The sequence below is a fragment of the Caulobacter sp. 10L414 genome (genome assembly GCF_056395525.1).
In genome coordinates this window covers 61,187-76,278 of the sequence record NZ_JBFTJR010000006.1, presented here as the reverse complement: position 1 = coordinate 76,278, position 15,092 = coordinate 61,187, and the positions used below count along the sequence as shown (strand labels likewise).

The 15,092-nt window shown below is 67.1% G+C and carries 14 protein-coding genes; 8 read left to right on the top strand and 6 right to left on the bottom strand.

What is annotated here, in order from left to right:
- Positions 1-53: 53 nt before the first annotated feature.
- Genes crtY through AC1DCG_RS03715 form a run of 3 tightly spaced genes read left to right on the top strand, consistent with a single transcriptional unit; the run spans position 54 to position 3,702 of the window.
- Entirely contained in the window at positions 54-1,241 is a 1,188-nt protein-coding gene (gene crtY, locus AC1DCG_RS03725; protein WP_477029483.1) for a lycopene beta-cyclase CrtY, read from the top strand.
- The gene (locus AC1DCG_RS03720; protein ID WP_477036731.1) at positions 1,238-2,761 is read left to right on the top strand and encodes a phytoene desaturase; all 1,524 of its coding nucleotides are present in this window, start codon (positions 1,238-1,240) and stop codon (positions 2,759-2,761) included. Before crtY ends, AC1DCG_RS03720 begins: the two co-directional genes overlap by 4 nt.
- Positions 2,758-3,702: a phytoene/squalene synthase family protein gene (locus tag AC1DCG_RS03715; protein ID WP_477036730.1), complete on the top strand. Its 945-nt coding sequence runs from the start codon at positions 2,758-2,760 to the stop codon at positions 3,700-3,702. The genes AC1DCG_RS03720 and AC1DCG_RS03715 overlap by 4 nt, the downstream gene beginning before the upstream one ends.
- A gap of 186 nt (positions 3,703-3,888) precedes the next feature.
- Here AC1DCG_RS03715 and AC1DCG_RS03710 read toward each other — a convergent pair whose 3' ends face one another.
- The 3 genes from AC1DCG_RS03710 to AC1DCG_RS03700 form a co-directional block, all read right to left on the bottom strand.
- Complete coding sequence (locus AC1DCG_RS03710; protein ID WP_477029510.1) at positions 3,889-5,103, bottom strand: O-antigen ligase family protein; 1,215 nt, start codon at positions 5,101-5,103, stop codon at positions 3,889-3,891.
- Positions 5,104-5,147: 44 nt separating this feature from the next.
- Entirely contained in the window at positions 5,148-5,828 is a 681-nt protein-coding gene (locus AC1DCG_RS03705; RefSeq protein ID WP_477029480.1) for a P-loop NTPase family protein, read from the bottom strand.
- A gap of 108 nt (positions 5,829-5,936) precedes the next feature.
- Positions 5,937-7,439: a GumC family protein gene (locus tag AC1DCG_RS03700; protein WP_165259455.1), complete on the bottom strand. Its 1,503-nt coding sequence runs from the start codon at positions 7,437-7,439 to the stop codon at positions 5,937-5,939.
- 86 nt (positions 7,440-7,525) lie between these two features.
- Here AC1DCG_RS03700 and AC1DCG_RS03695 point away from each other — a divergent pair, with 86 nt between their 5' ends.
- A complete protein-coding gene (locus AC1DCG_RS03695; protein WP_165259453.1) occupies positions 7,526-8,266 on the top strand; it encodes a polysaccharide biosynthesis/export family protein in 741 nt (246 codons plus the stop codon).
- A gap of 65 nt (positions 8,267-8,331) precedes the next feature.
- Here AC1DCG_RS03695 and AC1DCG_RS03690 read toward each other — a convergent pair whose 3' ends face one another.
- On the bottom strand, positions 8,332-8,610 hold the full coding sequence (locus tag AC1DCG_RS03690; protein WP_165259451.1) for a sel1 repeat family protein: 279 nt from the start codon (positions 8,608-8,610) through the stop codon (positions 8,332-8,334).
- 174 nt (positions 8,611-8,784) lie between these two features.
- Positions 8,785-9,510, bottom strand: coding sequence for a glutathione S-transferase family protein (locus AC1DCG_RS03685; protein ID WP_165259449.1), 726 nt, complete (start codon positions 9,508-9,510; stop codon positions 8,785-8,787).
- A gap of 181 nt (positions 9,511-9,691) precedes the next feature.
- Between AC1DCG_RS03685 and AC1DCG_RS03680 the strand changes: the two genes are divergently transcribed.
- Both AC1DCG_RS03680 and AC1DCG_RS03675 read left to right on the top strand, forming a co-directional pair.
- Complete coding sequence (locus AC1DCG_RS03680) at positions 9,692-10,192, top strand: RcnB family protein (protein ID WP_477029477.1); 501 nt, start codon at positions 9,692-9,694, stop codon at positions 10,190-10,192.
- Between the two features lie 203 nt (positions 10,193-10,395).
- Positions 10,396-10,785 (top strand): proteophosphoglycan 5, encoded by a 390-nt coding sequence (locus AC1DCG_RS03675; protein WP_477029476.1) that lies wholly within the window; start codon positions 10,396-10,398, stop codon positions 10,783-10,785.
- A 216-nt stretch (positions 10,786-11,001) separates the two neighbouring features.
- Here the strand turns inward: AC1DCG_RS03675 and gatB are convergent, their stop codons facing one another.
- Positions 11,002-12,498 carry an Asp-tRNA(Asn)/Glu-tRNA(Gln) amidotransferase subunit GatB gene (gene gatB, locus AC1DCG_RS03670; RefSeq protein WP_477029475.1) on the bottom strand — a complete coding sequence of 499 codons (1,497 nt, stop codon included), beginning with the start codon at positions 12,496-12,498 and terminating at the stop codon, positions 11,002-11,004.
- 453 nt (positions 12,499-12,951) lie between these two features.
- Between gatB and AC1DCG_RS03665 the strand changes: the two genes are divergently transcribed.
- Complete coding sequence (locus AC1DCG_RS03665; RefSeq protein ID WP_477029474.1) at positions 12,952-13,929, top strand: macro domain-containing protein; 978 nt, start codon at positions 12,952-12,954, stop codon at positions 13,927-13,929.
- A complete protein-coding gene (locus AC1DCG_RS03660; RefSeq protein ID WP_477036728.1) occupies positions 13,920-14,903 on the top strand; it encodes a DarT ssDNA thymidine ADP-ribosyltransferase family protein in 984 nt (327 codons plus the stop codon). The genes AC1DCG_RS03665 and AC1DCG_RS03660 overlap by 10 nt, the downstream gene beginning before the upstream one ends.
- The last annotated feature ends 189 nt before the right edge of the window (positions 14,904-15,092 follow it).

The window sequence follows — 15,092 nt, the reverse complement described above, 5'->3', positions numbered from 1 at the left end:
TTTGCGTCATAGCGCTGGCGTGAGCGTCGTTCTTTCGTGCTAGAGCCAGAACGATGGAATCCGCTTCCGCCGCGCTTCGCGCCGACGTCGTCCTGGTGGGCGGCGGACTGGCCAACAGCCTGGTCGCCCTGCGCCTCAAGGCGCTGCGTCCGGGCCTGCGCGTGCTGTTGCTGGAGCGCGAGGCGACCATCGGCGGCGAGCACACCTGGTGCCACTTCGAAACCGATGTCGACGCGGCCATCTGCGGCTGGCTGCGGCCGCTGATCGTGCATCGCTGGACCGGCTACGAGGTGCGCTTTCCCGCCCACAGCCGCCGCCTGCCCACGCCCTATCTGGCCATCACCTCGAAGCGCCTGCACGAGGTGGCGACCCGCGTCCTCGGCCCCGACGCCTGGACCGGCGTCGCCGTGGTCGACGTCAATCCGCACCAGGTGACGCTGGCCGACGGCCGCCGCATCGTCGCGGGCGCGGTGATCGACGGACGCGGCGCGCGGCGCAGCAAGCGCCTGGCGCTGGGCTGGCAGAAGTTCGTCGGCCAGGACCTGCGCCTGACAGCGCCCCACGGCCTTTCGGCGCCGATCATCATGGACGCCACAGTGCCGCAGACCGACGGCTACCGCTTCGTCTACGTCCTGCCGCTGGACACCCACCGCCTGCTGATCGAGGACACCCGCTACAGCGACGGGCCGGGCCTGGACCGCGCTTTGCTGGGCGCCGCCATCGCCGACTACGCGCGCGGCCAGGGCTGGACGATCGAGGCGGTCGAGCGCGAGGAGCACGGCGTGCTGCCCATCGCCCTTGGCGGCGACATCGACGCCTACTGGCAGGAAGCCCGGCCGCAGGTGGCCGAGGTCGGCCTGCGCGCCGCCCTCTTCCAGCCGACCACCGGCTATTCCCTGCCCGACGCCGCCCGGCTGGCCGACAAGATCGCCGCCCTGCCCCGCATCACCAGCGCCAGCGTCCGCGCCTGCGTCGAGGCCCATTCCAAGGCGACCTGGCGCAAGCGGCGCTTCCTGCGCCTGCTCAACCGCATGCTGTTCCGCGCCTGCGCGCCGGAAGAGCGCTATCGGGTGCTGGAGCGGTTCTACCGCTTGTCGGTCCCGCTGATCCAACGCTTCTATGCCGCGCGCCTGACTTGGCGCGACAAGGCCCGGGTGCTGATCGGCAAGCCGCCGGTGCCGATCCCGGCGGCCATGAAGTGCATAAGCGAGAGTTCCGTGTTCGGAGGACAAGACGCATGAACGCCCACGCCCCGGTCCCGCCCCGTCCCAAGGCGGCCGTCATCGGCGCCGGCTTCGGCGGCCTGTCGCTGGCGGTTCGCCTGCAGTCGCAGGGCTTCGACGTCACCCTCTTCGAGGGCCGCGAGAAGCCGGGCGGGCGGGCTTATGTCTGGGAGCAGGAAGGCTTCACCTTCGACGCCGGCCCCACGGTCGTGACCGATCCCGATTGCCTCAAGGAGCTGTTCGAGCTCTCGGGCAAACGCATCGAGGACTATGTCGACCTGCTGCCGGTCGATCCGTTCTACCGCCTGCTGTGGGAAGACGGCGACGTCTTCGACTACGTCAACGACCAGGAGGGCCTGGATCGCCAGATCGCCGCCCGCAACCCGGCCGATGTCGAGGGCTATCGCCGCTTCCACGACTATTCCGAGGAACTGTACCAGAAAGGCTATGTCGAGCTGGGCGCCGTGCCCTTCCTCGACTTCGGCAGCATGATCGCCGCCGCGCCGTCGCTGATGAAGCTGCAGGCCTGGCGCAGCGTCTATGACAAGGTCGCCGGCTTCGTGAAGGACGACCACGTCCGCCAGGCCCTGTCGTTCCACAGCCTGCTGGTCGGCGGCAGCCCGTTCGCCACCTCGTCGATCTACGCCCTGATCCACGCGCTGGAGCGTCGGGGCGGCGTGTGGTTCCCGCGCGGCGGCACCCACGCCCTGGTGCGGGCGCTGGCCAAGCTGTTCGAAGACCTGGGCGGCAAGCTGCGCCTCTCCCACCCCGTCGAGCGCATCGCGGTGCGCGAGGGCCGGGTGACGGGCGTGGTCACCAAGGAAGGGTTCGAGGCCTTCGACACCGTCGCCTCCAACGCCGACGTCATGCACACCTACCGCCACCTGCTGCGCGAGGAGCCGCGCGGCCAGAAGGTCGGCAAGGCGCTGGAGAGCAAGCGCTGGAGCCCGTCGCTGTTCGTGGTCTATTTCGGCCTCAAGACCCAGCACCCCGAGATCCGCCACCACACCATCTGCTTCGGTAATCGATACCGGGAGCTGATCGGCGAGATCTACGGCAAGAACGCCCTGGCCGAGGACTTCTCGCTGTACCTCCACCATCCGACCGCCAGCGATCCGGCCATGGCGCCGGAGGGCTGCTCGACCTTCTACGCCCTGTCGCCCGTGCCCAACCTGCAGACGGCCGACATCGACTGGTCTGTCGAGGGGCCCAAGTACCGCGACCGCATCCTGGCCTATCTGGAAAAGCACTACATCCCGGGCCTGACCGCCGACCTGGTCACCAGCCGCTTCATCACGCCCGGCGACTTCGTCACGGATCTCAACGCCTGGAAGGGCGCGGCCTTCTCGCTGGAGCCGATCCTGACCCAGAGCGCCTTCTTCCGCACCCACAACCGCGACGACGTGATCCCCAACCTCTATTTCGTCGGCGCCGGCACCCATCCGGGCGCGGGCATTCCGGGCGTGGTGGGCAGCGCCAAGGCGACGGCCGGCCTGATGATCGACGACTTCGCCACTCAGGCCCCGGTCGCCGAATGAGCGCGCTCGAAGCTCAGGACATCGAGGCCCAGAGCCGGGAAGCGATCCAGAAGGGCAGCAAGAGCTTTGCGGCCGCCGCGGCCCTGTTCGACGCCCAGACCCGCGCCGACGCCGAGATGCTGTATGCTTGGTGCCGGCACTGCGACGACGTCATCGACGGCCAGACCCTGGGTCACGGCATGAGCCCGGTGGCCGACGCGCCCGCGCGTCTCGCCGCGCTCTACGCCCAGACCCGCAGCGCCCTGGCGGGCGAGACGCCGACGGATCCCGTCTTCGCCGCCTTCCAGGCCGTGGCGCTGGGTCGCGGCATTCCCGAACGCTACGCCCTCGACCTGATCGACGGCTTCGCCATGGACGTCGAGGGCCGCACCTACGAGACGCTGGAAGACCTGCTGGCCTATTGCTGGGGCGTGGCGGGCGTCGTCGGCGCCATGATGGCCATCGTCATGGGCGTGCCGGCCTCGGACTTGGCCACCCTGCGCCGGGCCCAGGACCTGGGCCTGGGCTTCCAGCTGACCAACATCGCCCGCGACATCGTCGAGGACGCCCGCAACGGCCGGGTCTACGTGCCCCGCGCTTGGCTGGCGGACCTTTCCCTGCCGGTCGAGCAACTGACCGACCCCTCCCGCCGCGCCGACGTCGCCGCCCTGGCCCGTCGCCTGGTCGAGGCCGCCGAGCCCTACTACGCCTCGGCCCGCTGGGGCCTGCGCGACCTGCCCGTCCGCTCGGCCTGGGCCATCGCGGCGGCGCGCGGCGTCTACCGCCAGATCGGCCTGGACGTGGTCTCGGCCGGCCCTGCCGCCTGGGACGAGCGCGTAGTCGTCAGTGGAAGGATGAAGGCCTGGCGCGCCCTGGAAGGTGGGATCGTGGCCCTGCGGTCGGCGACCCTGGACCGGCTGGGCGCCGTGCCCGAGCGGCCGGCGATGTGGTCGCGGATCTAGGCTCTCTCCTCTCCGCTCGTCATTCCCGCCCTTGTGGCGGGAAACCCTGGGTCCGTTCGCGCGGGAATAGCCAGCGACGTGCTTAGCACGTCGCCCCATCCGGCCTTGCGGCTGATAGAGGGGTTCCCGCCACAAGGGCGGGAATGACGGGAGAATGGTTGGAACGGCGGGGAAAGAAGGAAGCCCCTACCGCTCCAACTCCCGGTCGGGGAACGACAGCTTCACCGCCAGGGCCACGAACAGCACCCAGCGGAAGTCGTTGTAGGCCACCGCGATGCTCTCGGTCAGCGCCACCAGGCTGTAGACGACCAGGAACGGAAAGGCGAGCAAGGCGCCCCGGTCGCGGAACACGGCGATCAGGGCCAGGGTCATGGTCTGGATGTAGAACAGGCCCCAGGCGGCCAGGCCGAACAGCCCCATGCCCAACCACTGCTCCAGCCACGAATTGTGCGCGTGCTGAGCCTGGAAGCCGGCGTTCTTGCTGATCCAGGCGAAGGGGCCCCAACCGCTCTTGTCGCCCCAGATGGCGTGATAGCCGAAGCCAAGCCACGGCCGCTCCTGGATCTCGACCAGGGCCGCGCTCCAGATCTTGGTGCGGCCCGTCAGGGTGGCGTCCTTGCCCAGGATCGCGAAGAACACGTCAGAGGCCAGCACCAGGAAGGCGACCAGCAGCACCACGCCCGTCACCGCCGTCCAGGTCGCCGCCGTGCCGGCCGCCGGACCGCGCCGGGCGATCAGGACAAAGCCCAGGGCCGCCACGCCCAGCATCAGCGACACCAGCGAGGTCTTCGAGGTCGACATCAGCACAAGGCCGACCGCCAGCGCGGCGAAGCCCAACCACAGCTTGGCCCGCTTGGGGTTCAGCAGAGCCGCGGCCGAGACGATGCAGAAGCCGAAGGCCATCATGCCGCCAAGGCCGTTCTTCTCGCGCCACAGGCCCCGCCAGGCGCCGGGGAACAGCTCGGTCATCACCCCGATGCGCGGCACGGCGATACAGACCACGTAGGAGGCGATGATCAGCACCGCGAAGGTGGCGGCGAACACCTCGGCAAGCTCCCGCCAGCGGAAACGCGCGGCCAGGGCCACGCCGCCCAGCGTCGTGCAAGTCACCGCAAAGGCGCGGCGCGTGGTGACGTCCGGCGCGATCGACCAGAAGGCCGACAGGCAGACGATGCCGATCAGGGCGAACAGGAACGGCTGGCGCACGCTGGCCCGGAGGCTGTTGCGCGGATCCAGCGCGATCAGGCCAAAGCCCGCCGCATAGGCCGGCAGGTAGGCGACGCGCAGGATGGCCGAGCCGGCCTCGTCGGCGTTCTCCCCCACCAGCGGCAGCTCCCAGCCGCCGCTGTAGAGCAGCAGCAGGAACACCGAGGCGGTGAAGATGGCGATCTGGGGAAACAGGAGCCTCGGCGGCGCGACGCTGACCGGTCCGCCATAGGACGAGGTCACGGCAGGATGGCCCGCAGGAAGCTCGGCGGCGTCACCGAGGCCTGGTTGAAGAACACGCCGGCGCAGCGTCCGCCGGCCGAGGCCAGCGCGTCGCGCAGCAGGCCCGGCGGCCGCACGTCGGCCTCCTGGGCGCTGACCACCAGGATGGTCTGGTCCATGTGCTGGGCGATGGTCAGGGCCGCCTGCGAGGTGTCGGCCGACGGGCAATCGACGACGATGATCTCGGCGTGGCGGCGCAGGGCGGCCCAGTACTCCACCCCCGGCAGGATGTGGGCCTTCTGGCGGCCGCGCAGGGCTTCGCGCTTGAAACGGGTGACCCAGAAGCGCGGACCGCCGACGCTGTGGGCGGCGATGTACTTGGAGTCCGGCCACACCCCGCCGTCGGGCCGGGGCGCGGGCGGCTGCACCGTGAAGAACATCGAGCCGTCGGGGCTGGCCGCCGCGCCCGAGCCCAACGGGCCGTAGCGTTCGGGGTCGGCGGCGATGGCCTGGTATTGCGGCGAGGTGGTCAGGTCGAGATCGATCAGCCAGGTCCGGCGGCCGGCGCGCTTGGACGCGAAACGGGCGAACTCGCGGGCGGCCGTCGAGGTCCCCTCCCCGCGCCGCGCCGACACGAACTGGACGACGTGCGCACGGCCGGCCGCGGGGGCGCCGAGCGACCCCCACAGTTCCGCCATTTCCACGTTCAAATCCACCATTCGCCCGAATCGCCGCGCGTTGAAGACCGTTGAAACTAATGCCTAACCATGTTCGCGCGAAAGGCGACCAAATCGCCCACTCGGACCTTAGGCCGCGCGCTTGACGCCGGCGGTCGCCAGGACCGGCAGGCCAAGGGTGCGCGAGGCCGAGGCCGGCGTCTGCAGGCCCGGGCGCAGCAGCATCCGAACCAGGCCCGCGCAGGCGGCGGTGAAGGCGGCGAACAGCAGGGCCAGCACCATCACCGGCTTCTGCAGGCTCTTGCCCTGCGACGGCGCGACGGCGCGCTGGACGATGCGGATGTTGTCGCTGCTCTCGGCCGACATCTGCCGCTGGGCCTCGTCCTGCTGTTCCTTGACCGTGAAGTCGCGGACGTTGGCCGACAGCACGTCGCGGTCGCGGGTCAGCTGGTTGAATTGCGGTTCCAGCTGCGAGAGGCGCAGCAGGCGCTCGTTCACTTCCTGCACCTGCATGGCGTAGGCGCCTTGCGACTGGCGCAGGGCCGCGACCTCGGCGGTCAGGTCGTTGCGGGTCGACTGCAGGGTCTGCCAGATCGGGTTGGGACCGCTGCGGCGCGCGCCCTCGCCATTGGTGCGACCACTGGCCACGCCCTGCTCCAGCTGGGCGATCTGGGCGTCGATGTCGCGCACGGGCTGGGCGTTCGGCAGGTAGCGGGCCAAGAGGCCCTCGCGGTCGAGCTTCAGCTGCGCCAGCTTGCTCGAAGCCGACATGTCCTGGTCGCGATAGAGCACGGCTTCCGACGGCGTGCGGGCCAGTTCGGCCTGCACGGCGGCCAGGCGCCCTTGGCGGTCCTGCAGCTGGGCGTCGATCGAGTACTTCTGGGCCTCGACCTGGGCCTGCAGCTGGGTCAGGGCCGTCTTCTGGGCGGTGAAGTCGCCGATGTCGTTGGTCTGCAGGAAGGCCTGATAGGCGGTGTCGGTCTCGGCCAGCCGCTGCTCGAAGGTGTCGCGCTGGCGGGCCAGCACCTTGTCGTCGTCGTTGATCAGCAGGCTGCGGCGATAGATCAGGTACTCTTCCAGCAGCGTGTTCAGCACCTTCTCGGCCGTTTCCGGGTCCTGGTGCTGGAACGACAGGCGGATGATCGAGTTGTCGGGCGCGGTCTCGATCTTCAGGCTGCGGCCGACGCTGTCGCGCCCCTGGGCGATCATCTTGCGCTTCTGCTCGGGATTGGCCGAGGCGTACTTGGCCGCGGCGTCCGGGAACACGGTGGCGAAGCCCAGCTTGCGGATCACTCGCTCGCGCAACTCGCCGCTGCCCAGGATCTCGCTTTCCGACTGGATCACCTGGTCGACGTCGGGCACCGCGCCGCGGGCGGCGTCGCCGGCGCGCGGCTCGTAGACGTACTCCTGGCCCAGGCGCACGAAGAGGCTGGAATTGGCGGTGTAGGTCTTCTTCAGCGTGTAGGCGAAGGCCGCGCCCAGGAACAGGATCACCAGGAACACGCCCAGCATCAGCCAGCGCTCACGCCACAGCAGCGTGATGAAATCGGTCGGCGCATAGCGGGCTCGCGCCGCCCAGTCGCGTCGCGACGGCGGGTCGTGCGGCACGCTGGTCCAGGCGCTCGTCGACATGCGAATCCAATGGGTCCAAATTTCCACATGACCCTGGGACTTCCGGGCTTAAGGTTTGGTTACCTATGTTTGGTAAGAACCGTCGCATGGATCGGCGCAACGCTCTCTCCACCGCCCTGGCCCTGGCGCTCGCGAGCGCCAGCCTATCGGCCTGCGGCCACGTCGACGGCGAGCCGCTGACGCCCGCCCCGCGGCCCACCGGCCAGTTCCCAAACATCGGCTACGCCGACTGGAGCGAGAGCGAGCCCGCCTACCGGTTCTATCCGGGCGACGAGCTGGAAGTGACCGTACCTTCGGCCACGGAGCTTAATAAGTCGGTGGTGGTGCAGCCCGACGGCCGCGTCGCTTTGCCGCTGGTCGGACCGGTCATGGCCGCCGACCGCACGATCGAGGAATTGGAAGCCTCGCTGACCCAGGCCTACGGCCAGCAGCTGCTGCGTCCGCAGGTGCAGGTGGCGGTCAAGGCGACGGCGCCGCTGAAGGTGTTCGTCGGCGGCGAGGTCGGCAATCCCGGCGTCTACGACATGGCCGGCGACGGCGACGCCCTGCGGGCCGTGATCCAGGCCGGCGGGTTCAAGAGCTCGTCCAAGCGCAGCCAGGTGATCATCATCCGGCGCGGCCCCGACGGACGGGCCATGATGCGCACGGCGGATCTTCTGAAGGGTCTGACCGACCCGCGCGGCGCGGACCTGGTGCCGCTTCGCCGCTTCGACATCGTCTACGTGCCGCGCAGCGGGGCGGCGGAGACGGGCCTGTTCATGCAGCAGTACTTCCGGGACCTGCTGCCGATCAGCTTCAGCTACGCCATCAACGGCTTCAGCAACTGACCTTGAAAGTCACGGCCGGATCCAGAGAGCGTCCGGCCCGAGAGTAGAAACGGCTGAACCGTGGTTCAGCCGTGAGCCAGCCATTGGCGCGCCTGGCGCTGGGCTTCGGCGACGTCTTCGCTGGCCATCTCTTGCGACAGTTCCTTGCGATAGACCTTGGCCTCGACCGAACCGCGCATGGCGGCCAGGTTGAACAGCATGTGGGCCGATACATAGTCCAGCGGCGCGCCGCCCTGGCCGGTCGAATACAGCATGCCCATGCGGAACAGCTCGTCGCCGGTCGATTCAGCGGTCGGCAGCGGCAGGCCCATCACGACGGCGGGCGGTTCGATGCTCATCATCATCACTTCAGTTCCCCAGTCCTTCCGGCTGATCCCCAGTGGTCCAGCTCGGCCATGAACACAGAGAAAACCTTGCTCGCTGAACATATAGTTAAGCGCACAGAGATCATGAATCGAGGCGCGACAACACGCCTCGATCATTGAAGTAACACCCGATAAACACGGGTATACGGGTGGTTAACGCGCCCGCTGGCCGAACAGAACCTTGCGCGCCTCTTCGGCAGCTTTTCCAGACGCTTGCAGGCCGCCGGAACGCAGTTCCGCGCCGAGCTTGAAGCCCTTCTGCACGGCCTCGCGCGCATTCAGTCGCTCGAACCACGCCTTGATGTTCGGAAACTCCTCGATCTGGATTCCCTGGTTCTTCCACGGCACGACCCAAGGCCAGATGGCGAAGTCGGCGATGGACAATTGGCCGCAGACGAAATCCCTGCCCGCCAGCTGCTTGTTCAGCACGCCGTACAGGCGGTGGGTCTCGTTGGTGTAGCGGATCGCGCCGTAGGCCAGCTGGCGCTGATCGGCGATGATCGCCCCGGCATACTGGCGGAAGTGGTGGGTCTGGCCGGCCATCGGGCCAAGGCCGCCCATCTGCCACATCACCCACTGGTCGATGTTCACCCGGTCGCGCTCGCCCTGACCGTAGAACTGGCCGGTCTTGCGGGCCAGGTACTGCAGGATGGCGCCGGACTCGAAGACCGAGATCGGCTGGCCGTCCGGACCGTCCGGATCGACGATGGCCGGCATGCGGTTGTTGGGGCTGATGGCCAGGAATTCCGGCTTGAACTGCTCGCCCGCGCCGATGTTCACCGGAACCATCTCGTAGGGCAGGCCCATCTCCTCCAGCGCGATGGAGATCTTCCAGCCGTTGGGCGTGGGCCAATAGTGCAGCTCGATGGGGCTGGTCATGCACGCGACTCCCTGATGTCGGTCTTGATGACGCAGAACATGGCCACGCCCGCGCGCGACGCCAACACCCATCCTGACATGACCGTTCAGCGACGGTTCAGGCGCCGGGGATCAATCTTGTTTCCAAGGTCGAGGGACTAGGCCGCCGCCAGGCGACCGCTGACCACAAGGAGACGTCAGTATGAAACGTCTGTTGCTCACCATCGCCGCCGTGGCCTCGGTCGCCGGCCCGATGGCCGCCGTGGCCACCGAGGCCTCGGCCCAGGGCCGCGGCCACCACGAGGACCGCTGGGACCGTCGTGACGACCGCCGCGGCGACCGCTGGGATCGCCGCGATGACCGCCGTGACGGCCGTTGGGATCGTCGCGATGACCGCCGCGACAACCGCCACGGCCGCTGGGACGACCGCCGCTACAACGGCTACTACTATCGTGACCGCTGGCACTACGGCGCTCCGCCGGCCCACTATTACGGCCGTCCGGACTATCGCCCGGGCTACAACGCCTGGCGTCGCGGCGGCTACCTGCCGCCCTACTATCGCGGCGGCGGCTACGTCGTGCACGACTACGGCCGCTACCACCTGCGTCACCCGCCCCGCGGCTACTACTGGTACCGCGCCGGCAACGACTACGTGCTGGCCGCCATCGCCACGGGCCTGATCTTCGAGATCATCAACAACTAGATCGTCGGCATTTCGCCGATATCTGAAAAGTCTTGCGGCGCCCCGGGAACACCACCTGGGGCGCCGTTTTTGCGCCACGCTCGCCGCGCGTGCGCCATGCATCGGGCCGCAAAGCCCGATTGTCGGGTCATTTCGGCCGCAAGCCGCCGCCAGCGTGAGCCTCGCGTCACAGTCCGACGCAGCAGACACGAAGGCGCTTACCGATGAAGAGCTTGCGCATCTCCGCCGCCGTCCTCGCCCTCGCCGCCGCCGGCTACGCCGGTTCGGCCCTGGCCCAGCAGGCCCCGGCCGATCCCTCCGCCCAGACCACTCCGCCTTCGTCCAGCAGCAGCTGGGGCTCTTCGACCACGACGACCGATCCGTCGGCCTCGACCACCGCCCCGGCGACCACTGACAGCACGACGCCCCAGGCCGACAGCGCGGCGAGCGCTGGCGAGCCGACCTCGGCCACGGCCCCCGGCGAAACCTCGACCACCACCGCCCCGGCCGCCGAGGACGCCGCCAAGCCCGAGAAGAAGTCCAAGAAGCACAAGAAGCACACGGGCGATCCGGCCGCTTCGTCGTCCGCTCAGGACCCGACCACGCCGCAATAGGCGCGTCCCAGTTCGTGTCCCCTCCGAAAAGAGAAGGGCCCGCCGCTTTCGCGACGGGCCCTTTTCACTCCTCCCCCGTAGCGGAGCGTGCGGGGGAGGTGGCGCGGTGCGGATACGCGCCGTGACGGAGGGGGCGACGGCCGGCACTGAGCCCAGTCTCGCCCCCTCCACCGCTTCGCGGTCCCCCTCCCCCGTTTCACGGGGGAGGAACTCCGATCAGAGACCCAGCTTGGCCTTCAGCAGGTCGTTGACCGCGCCCGGGTTGGCCTTGCCGCCGGTGGCCTTCATGACCTGGCCGACGAACCAGCCGATGGCCTGGGGCTTTTCCTTCACGGCCGCGGCCTTGTCGGGGTTGGCGCCGATCAGCTCGTCGATCGCCGCCTCGATGGCGCCGGTGTCGTTGATCTGGACCAGGCCCCGCTTCTCGACGATCTGCGCGGGACGGCCTTCGCCGGCCCACATGTGCTCGAACACTTCCTTGGCGATTTTCGACGAGATCGTGCCGTTCTCGATCAGCTCGACCAGCTGGGCGATGTCCGACGAGGGCAGCGGCGAGTCCGGGAAGGCCGTGCCGGCGGCCGACAGCTTGGCCAGCAGTTCGTTGGTCACCCAGTTGGCCACCAGCTTGGCGTCACGACCTTTCGCGGCGGCCTCGAAATAGTCGGCGCGCTCGGCGTCGATGATCAACACGCCGGCGTCGTAGGCCGAGAGGCCGTACTCGCTCTGCAGGCGCGCCTTCTTGGCGTCCGGCAGTTCCGGCAGGGTCGTCTCGATCTCCTTCACCCAGGCCGGGTCCAGCACCAGCGGCAGCAGGTCCGGATCGGGGAAATAGCGGTAGTCGTGCGCTTCTTCCTTCGAACGCATCGAGCGGGTCTCACCCTTGTTCGGGTCGAACAGGCGGGTTTCCTGGTCGATCGTGCCGCCGTCTTCCAGGATCTCGATCTGGCGACGGGCCTCGTACTCGATGGCCTGCTGGATGTAGCGATACGAGTTGACGTTCTTGATCTCGCAGCGCGTGCCCAGGTGCTTGAAGCTGCCGGTCTCGCGGAACTTCTCATAGTCGCCCGGACGGCAGACCGACACGTTGACGTCGGCGCGAAGGTTGCCCTTCTCCATGTCGCCGTCGCAGGTGCCCAGATAGACGAGGATCGTCCGCAGCTTCTTCACATAGGCCGCGGCCTCTTCCGAGGTGCGCATGTCGGGCTTGGAGACGATCTCCATCAGCGCCGTGCCCGCGCGGTTCAGGTCCACGTAGGTGGCGTTCGGATCCTGGTCGTGCAGCGACTTGCCGGCGTCCTGCTCCAGGTGCAGGCGCTCGATGCGCACGTCGAAGGTCGTGCCGTCGTCGCGCTCGACCACCACCACGCCCTCGCCGACGATCGGCTGGTCGAACTGGCTGATCTGATAGCCCTGCGGCAGGTCGGGATAGAAGTAGTTCTTGCGGTCGAAGCGGCTCTTCAGATTGATCTGCGCCTTCAGGCCCAGGCCCGTCTTCACCGCCTGCTCGACGCAGAAGCGGTTCAGCACCGGCAGCATGCCCGGCATGGCCGCGTCGACGAGGCTGACCTGCTCGTTGGGACCGGCGCCGAAGCCGACGGCAGCGCCCGAGAACAGCTTGGACTTGCTGGCCACCTGGGCGTGAACCTCGAGGCCCAGCACCATTTCCCAGTCGCCGGTGCGACCCTTGATCGTCTTGGAAGCAGCTTCGGTCATGTCTCTTGTCCTCCCTCCGTCGCCGGAAGGCCGGTTAGCGCGGGCGGCGAAGCAGAGGCCTCGCCGTTTCAGGGTTCCTCATGCACCGTGGGGGTTGCTGGGGCAAGGCTGGCGGGGTGGTTTGTTGAGGTGGGGATCACTCCCCCGCTTCGCCAAATACCGTCGCCGACACTCGATCCACGACATGGCTCTTGAGCGCGCCGACTTGGCACTCGTCGACTGCCCCTTAGCGCCTCAACTGTGCGCCACGTCCCCGGCGAAGCTGCGAGGCCTACTTGACAGGAATCACAAATTTGGAACATTTCAAGAACAATCATGATCGCCGGATAGCAGAGCGTTGCGGATGTTGGGCAGGCGCTATCTGGCAGATGAGAGGCTTCGCTTGCCCTCCCCGCCACGATCGGCGTTCTATTGCCGTCAAACCGCCACAGCGTCATGGCGGGCTGACATGGGATGATCACATATGCCACGATCGGCTATAGCGCCGACCAAAGATCTGAACTCGAATCGAGCTATCGTTTTGATATGCTGACTTACCGTCGCACCAGTGTCTTGGACTCGCCAGCGCAGACCCTGGTCAACACCGTCAATTGTGTCGGTGTGATGGGTAAGGGAATTGCCAAGGCGTTCAAGGATCGCTACCCAGCGATGTTTATTGCCTACAAGCGCATCTGCGATCAAAACCTGCTACAGCCCGGCAAGCTTTGGCTTTGGCAAGGGCCCGATCATTCGGTGCTCAACTTCCCGACTAAGATGCACTGGCGCGCGCCGTCCCAGATCGAATGGATCGACATGGGACTGCAAAAATTCGTTGCCTCCTACGAGAGCCGCGGCATCAGCTCGATCTCTTTTCCGCGTCTAGGCTGCGGCAACGGAGGTCTCGATTGGAACGAGGTTCGCCCATTGATGGAGCGCTACCTTGAGCCGCTTCCGATCGACATTTACATCCATGACTATGAGCAGCCCATAGGCTTGCCAGAACACCTTGAAGACGTGGCCCGCCGGGTCGGCGCTCCGCCGCAGCCATTGCTAGTCTTCGAGGATTTCCTGGCGCAGATCGGGCAAGTGATCGACGTGGCGGACGGTCACTTTCAGGACCTGTCAACAGGCCAGCCGTTTACGGCGAGCCTCGACGACAACGCGCTGCATCTGCGCGCGGAGTCCATCAGTGCGGCGCTGGAACTCGACGACCTGCGCGGCGTGTGGCTTAGTCTATTATCGGGGTTGGTAACCACGCGAGAGGCTGGCTGGTCGGACATGCACAGCGGCCCAATGGTCTTGTCGCTGATCAGCCTACTGCCCCAGGTGAGGGCTCTAGAAATTCATCGCAGCCGCCGAGCGGACGCCGAGATCGCCCTGGAGCTGAAGCGCCTGCCGACCACCACCGTGTCGCCCCCGCGCGGCGAGCAGCAGGAAATGTCATGGGCCTGAGCGTCGCGGCTGCGGATGCTCATATCGCCCGGTGGACCGAGGAGCTTCGTAAGCCCTACTATCCCCATAGGGTTCACTGGCCGTCCCTGTTGTTTCACCACGCTCCTGTCGAAAACGCCGTACGCATCATAACCACCGGTCAACTGTGCTCGCGTCGTGACACCGAAGCAGCGCGCCCGCGCGACGTCGCCGGTGCGGGCGTAATTGATCATCGCCTGCGTGCGCATGAGTTTACGAGGCTTTATTTTCGACCGCGCACGCCCACCCAGTTTCACATTGAGGGCATTCGACGGCCGACGGATTGCCAGTTTGGCCCGTCCGCGCACGCGCCCATCCTGGTCATGTTCGCGCTCGACGCCCGTTCGATCCTAACCATGCCATCGACGCGGTTTTCCGACATCAATATGCAGCGCGACACCGCTCGCGACGGCGACACGGATGAGTTCTTTGCCACCATCGACTTCTCGAAGGTTTATCACGAAGGTGGCTTTGGCGGCGATGCGTCGATCGCGCATCACCGGGCCGCCGAAACCCTGTGTCACTCCCCCCTCCCCCTGGCCGCGCATCTCAAGTGGATCGTCTGCCGCTCAGACGCCGAACGCGAAACCCTGATCCATCTTGCGGGGCCGGCGGGACGAGCGCTGCGCCCTAAAATCGTCACGTCCGACGACGGTAAGGTCTTCGAAAAGCGTTTCGCCTTCGTCGAGCGGGTTCACGGCTCACCCGAAGGGATCACCTTCCAGCTAAATCCCCGGTACGATTGGTCGCCGCTGTCCGTGCGGGTCGAGGTTCGCGATAGTCAAGCCCAACTGGTGTTCGACGAAACCTACGGCCAGTTGCCAGCGCGCCCCGCCAATGGTGGTCCATGGATCGCTAAGGTCTCCCTGAAAGATGGCATTCACAGCGTCCAAATCCATATCGATGGCCATATCGGCTATCAAAACCTGATCTATGTGGGCGAAGCGCTATTCTAACCTAGCCTAGCCGCTCTAACGGCCGAGCCGAGACTCAGTGATCGAACTGGCGCTTCCAAACCCTACGGAGAGCTATGAGCCAAGACCAGCCGCAGCCGCCTTCCTCGTCTCGCCTCATGACAGCGAAAAATTGCTATGCGCGAATATGGAAGCTGTCCCTTCAAGTAAATCAATGAAGCGACCGCCCGA

Bases quoted from the DNA above. Each gene is read 5' to 3' on its own strand.
- crtY (WP_477029483.1), top strand. From the start codon at position 54: ATGGAATCCGCTTCCGCCGCGCTTCGCGCCGACGTCGTCCTGGTGGGC.
- AC1DCG_RS03720 (WP_477036731.1), top strand. From the start codon at position 1,238: ATGAACGCCCACGCCCCGGTCCCGCCCCGTCCCAAGGCGGCCGTCATC.
- AC1DCG_RS03715 (WP_477036730.1), top strand. From the start codon at position 2,758: ATGAGCGCGCTCGAAGCTCAGGACATCGAGGCCCAGAGCCGGGAAGCG.
- AC1DCG_RS03705 (WP_477029480.1), bottom strand. From the start codon at position 5,828: ATGGCGGAACTGTGGGGGTCGCTCGGCGCCCCCGCGGCCGGCCGTGCG.
- AC1DCG_RS03700 (WP_165259455.1), bottom strand. From the start codon at position 7,439: ATGTCGACGAGCGCCTGGACCAGCGTGCCGCACGACCCGCCGTCGCGA.
- AC1DCG_RS03695 (WP_165259453.1), top strand. From the start codon at position 7,526: ATGGATCGGCGCAACGCTCTCTCCACCGCCCTGGCCCTGGCGCTCGCG.
- AC1DCG_RS03690 (WP_165259451.1), bottom strand. From the start codon at position 8,610: ATGATGATGAGCATCGAACCGCCCGCCGTCGTGATGGGCCTGCCGCTG.
- AC1DCG_RS03685 (WP_165259449.1), bottom strand. From the start codon at position 9,510: ATGACCAGCCCCATCGAGCTGCACTATTGGCCCACGCCCAACGGCTGG.
- AC1DCG_RS03680 (WP_477029477.1), top strand. From the start codon at position 9,692: ATGAAACGTCTGTTGCTCACCATCGCCGCCGTGGCCTCGGTCGCCGGC.
- AC1DCG_RS03675 (WP_477029476.1), top strand. From the start codon at position 10,396: ATGAAGAGCTTGCGCATCTCCGCCGCCGTCCTCGCCCTCGCCGCCGCC.
- gatB (WP_477029475.1), bottom strand. From the start codon at position 12,498: ATGACCGAAGCTGCTTCCAAGACGATCAAGGGTCGCACCGGCGACTGG.
- AC1DCG_RS03665 (WP_477029474.1), top strand. From the start codon at position 12,952: ATGATCACATATGCCACGATCGGCTATAGCGCCGACCAAAGATCTGAA.
- AC1DCG_RS03660 (WP_477036728.1), top strand. From the start codon at position 13,920: ATGGGCCTGAGCGTCGCGGCTGCGGATGCTCATATCGCCCGGTGGACC.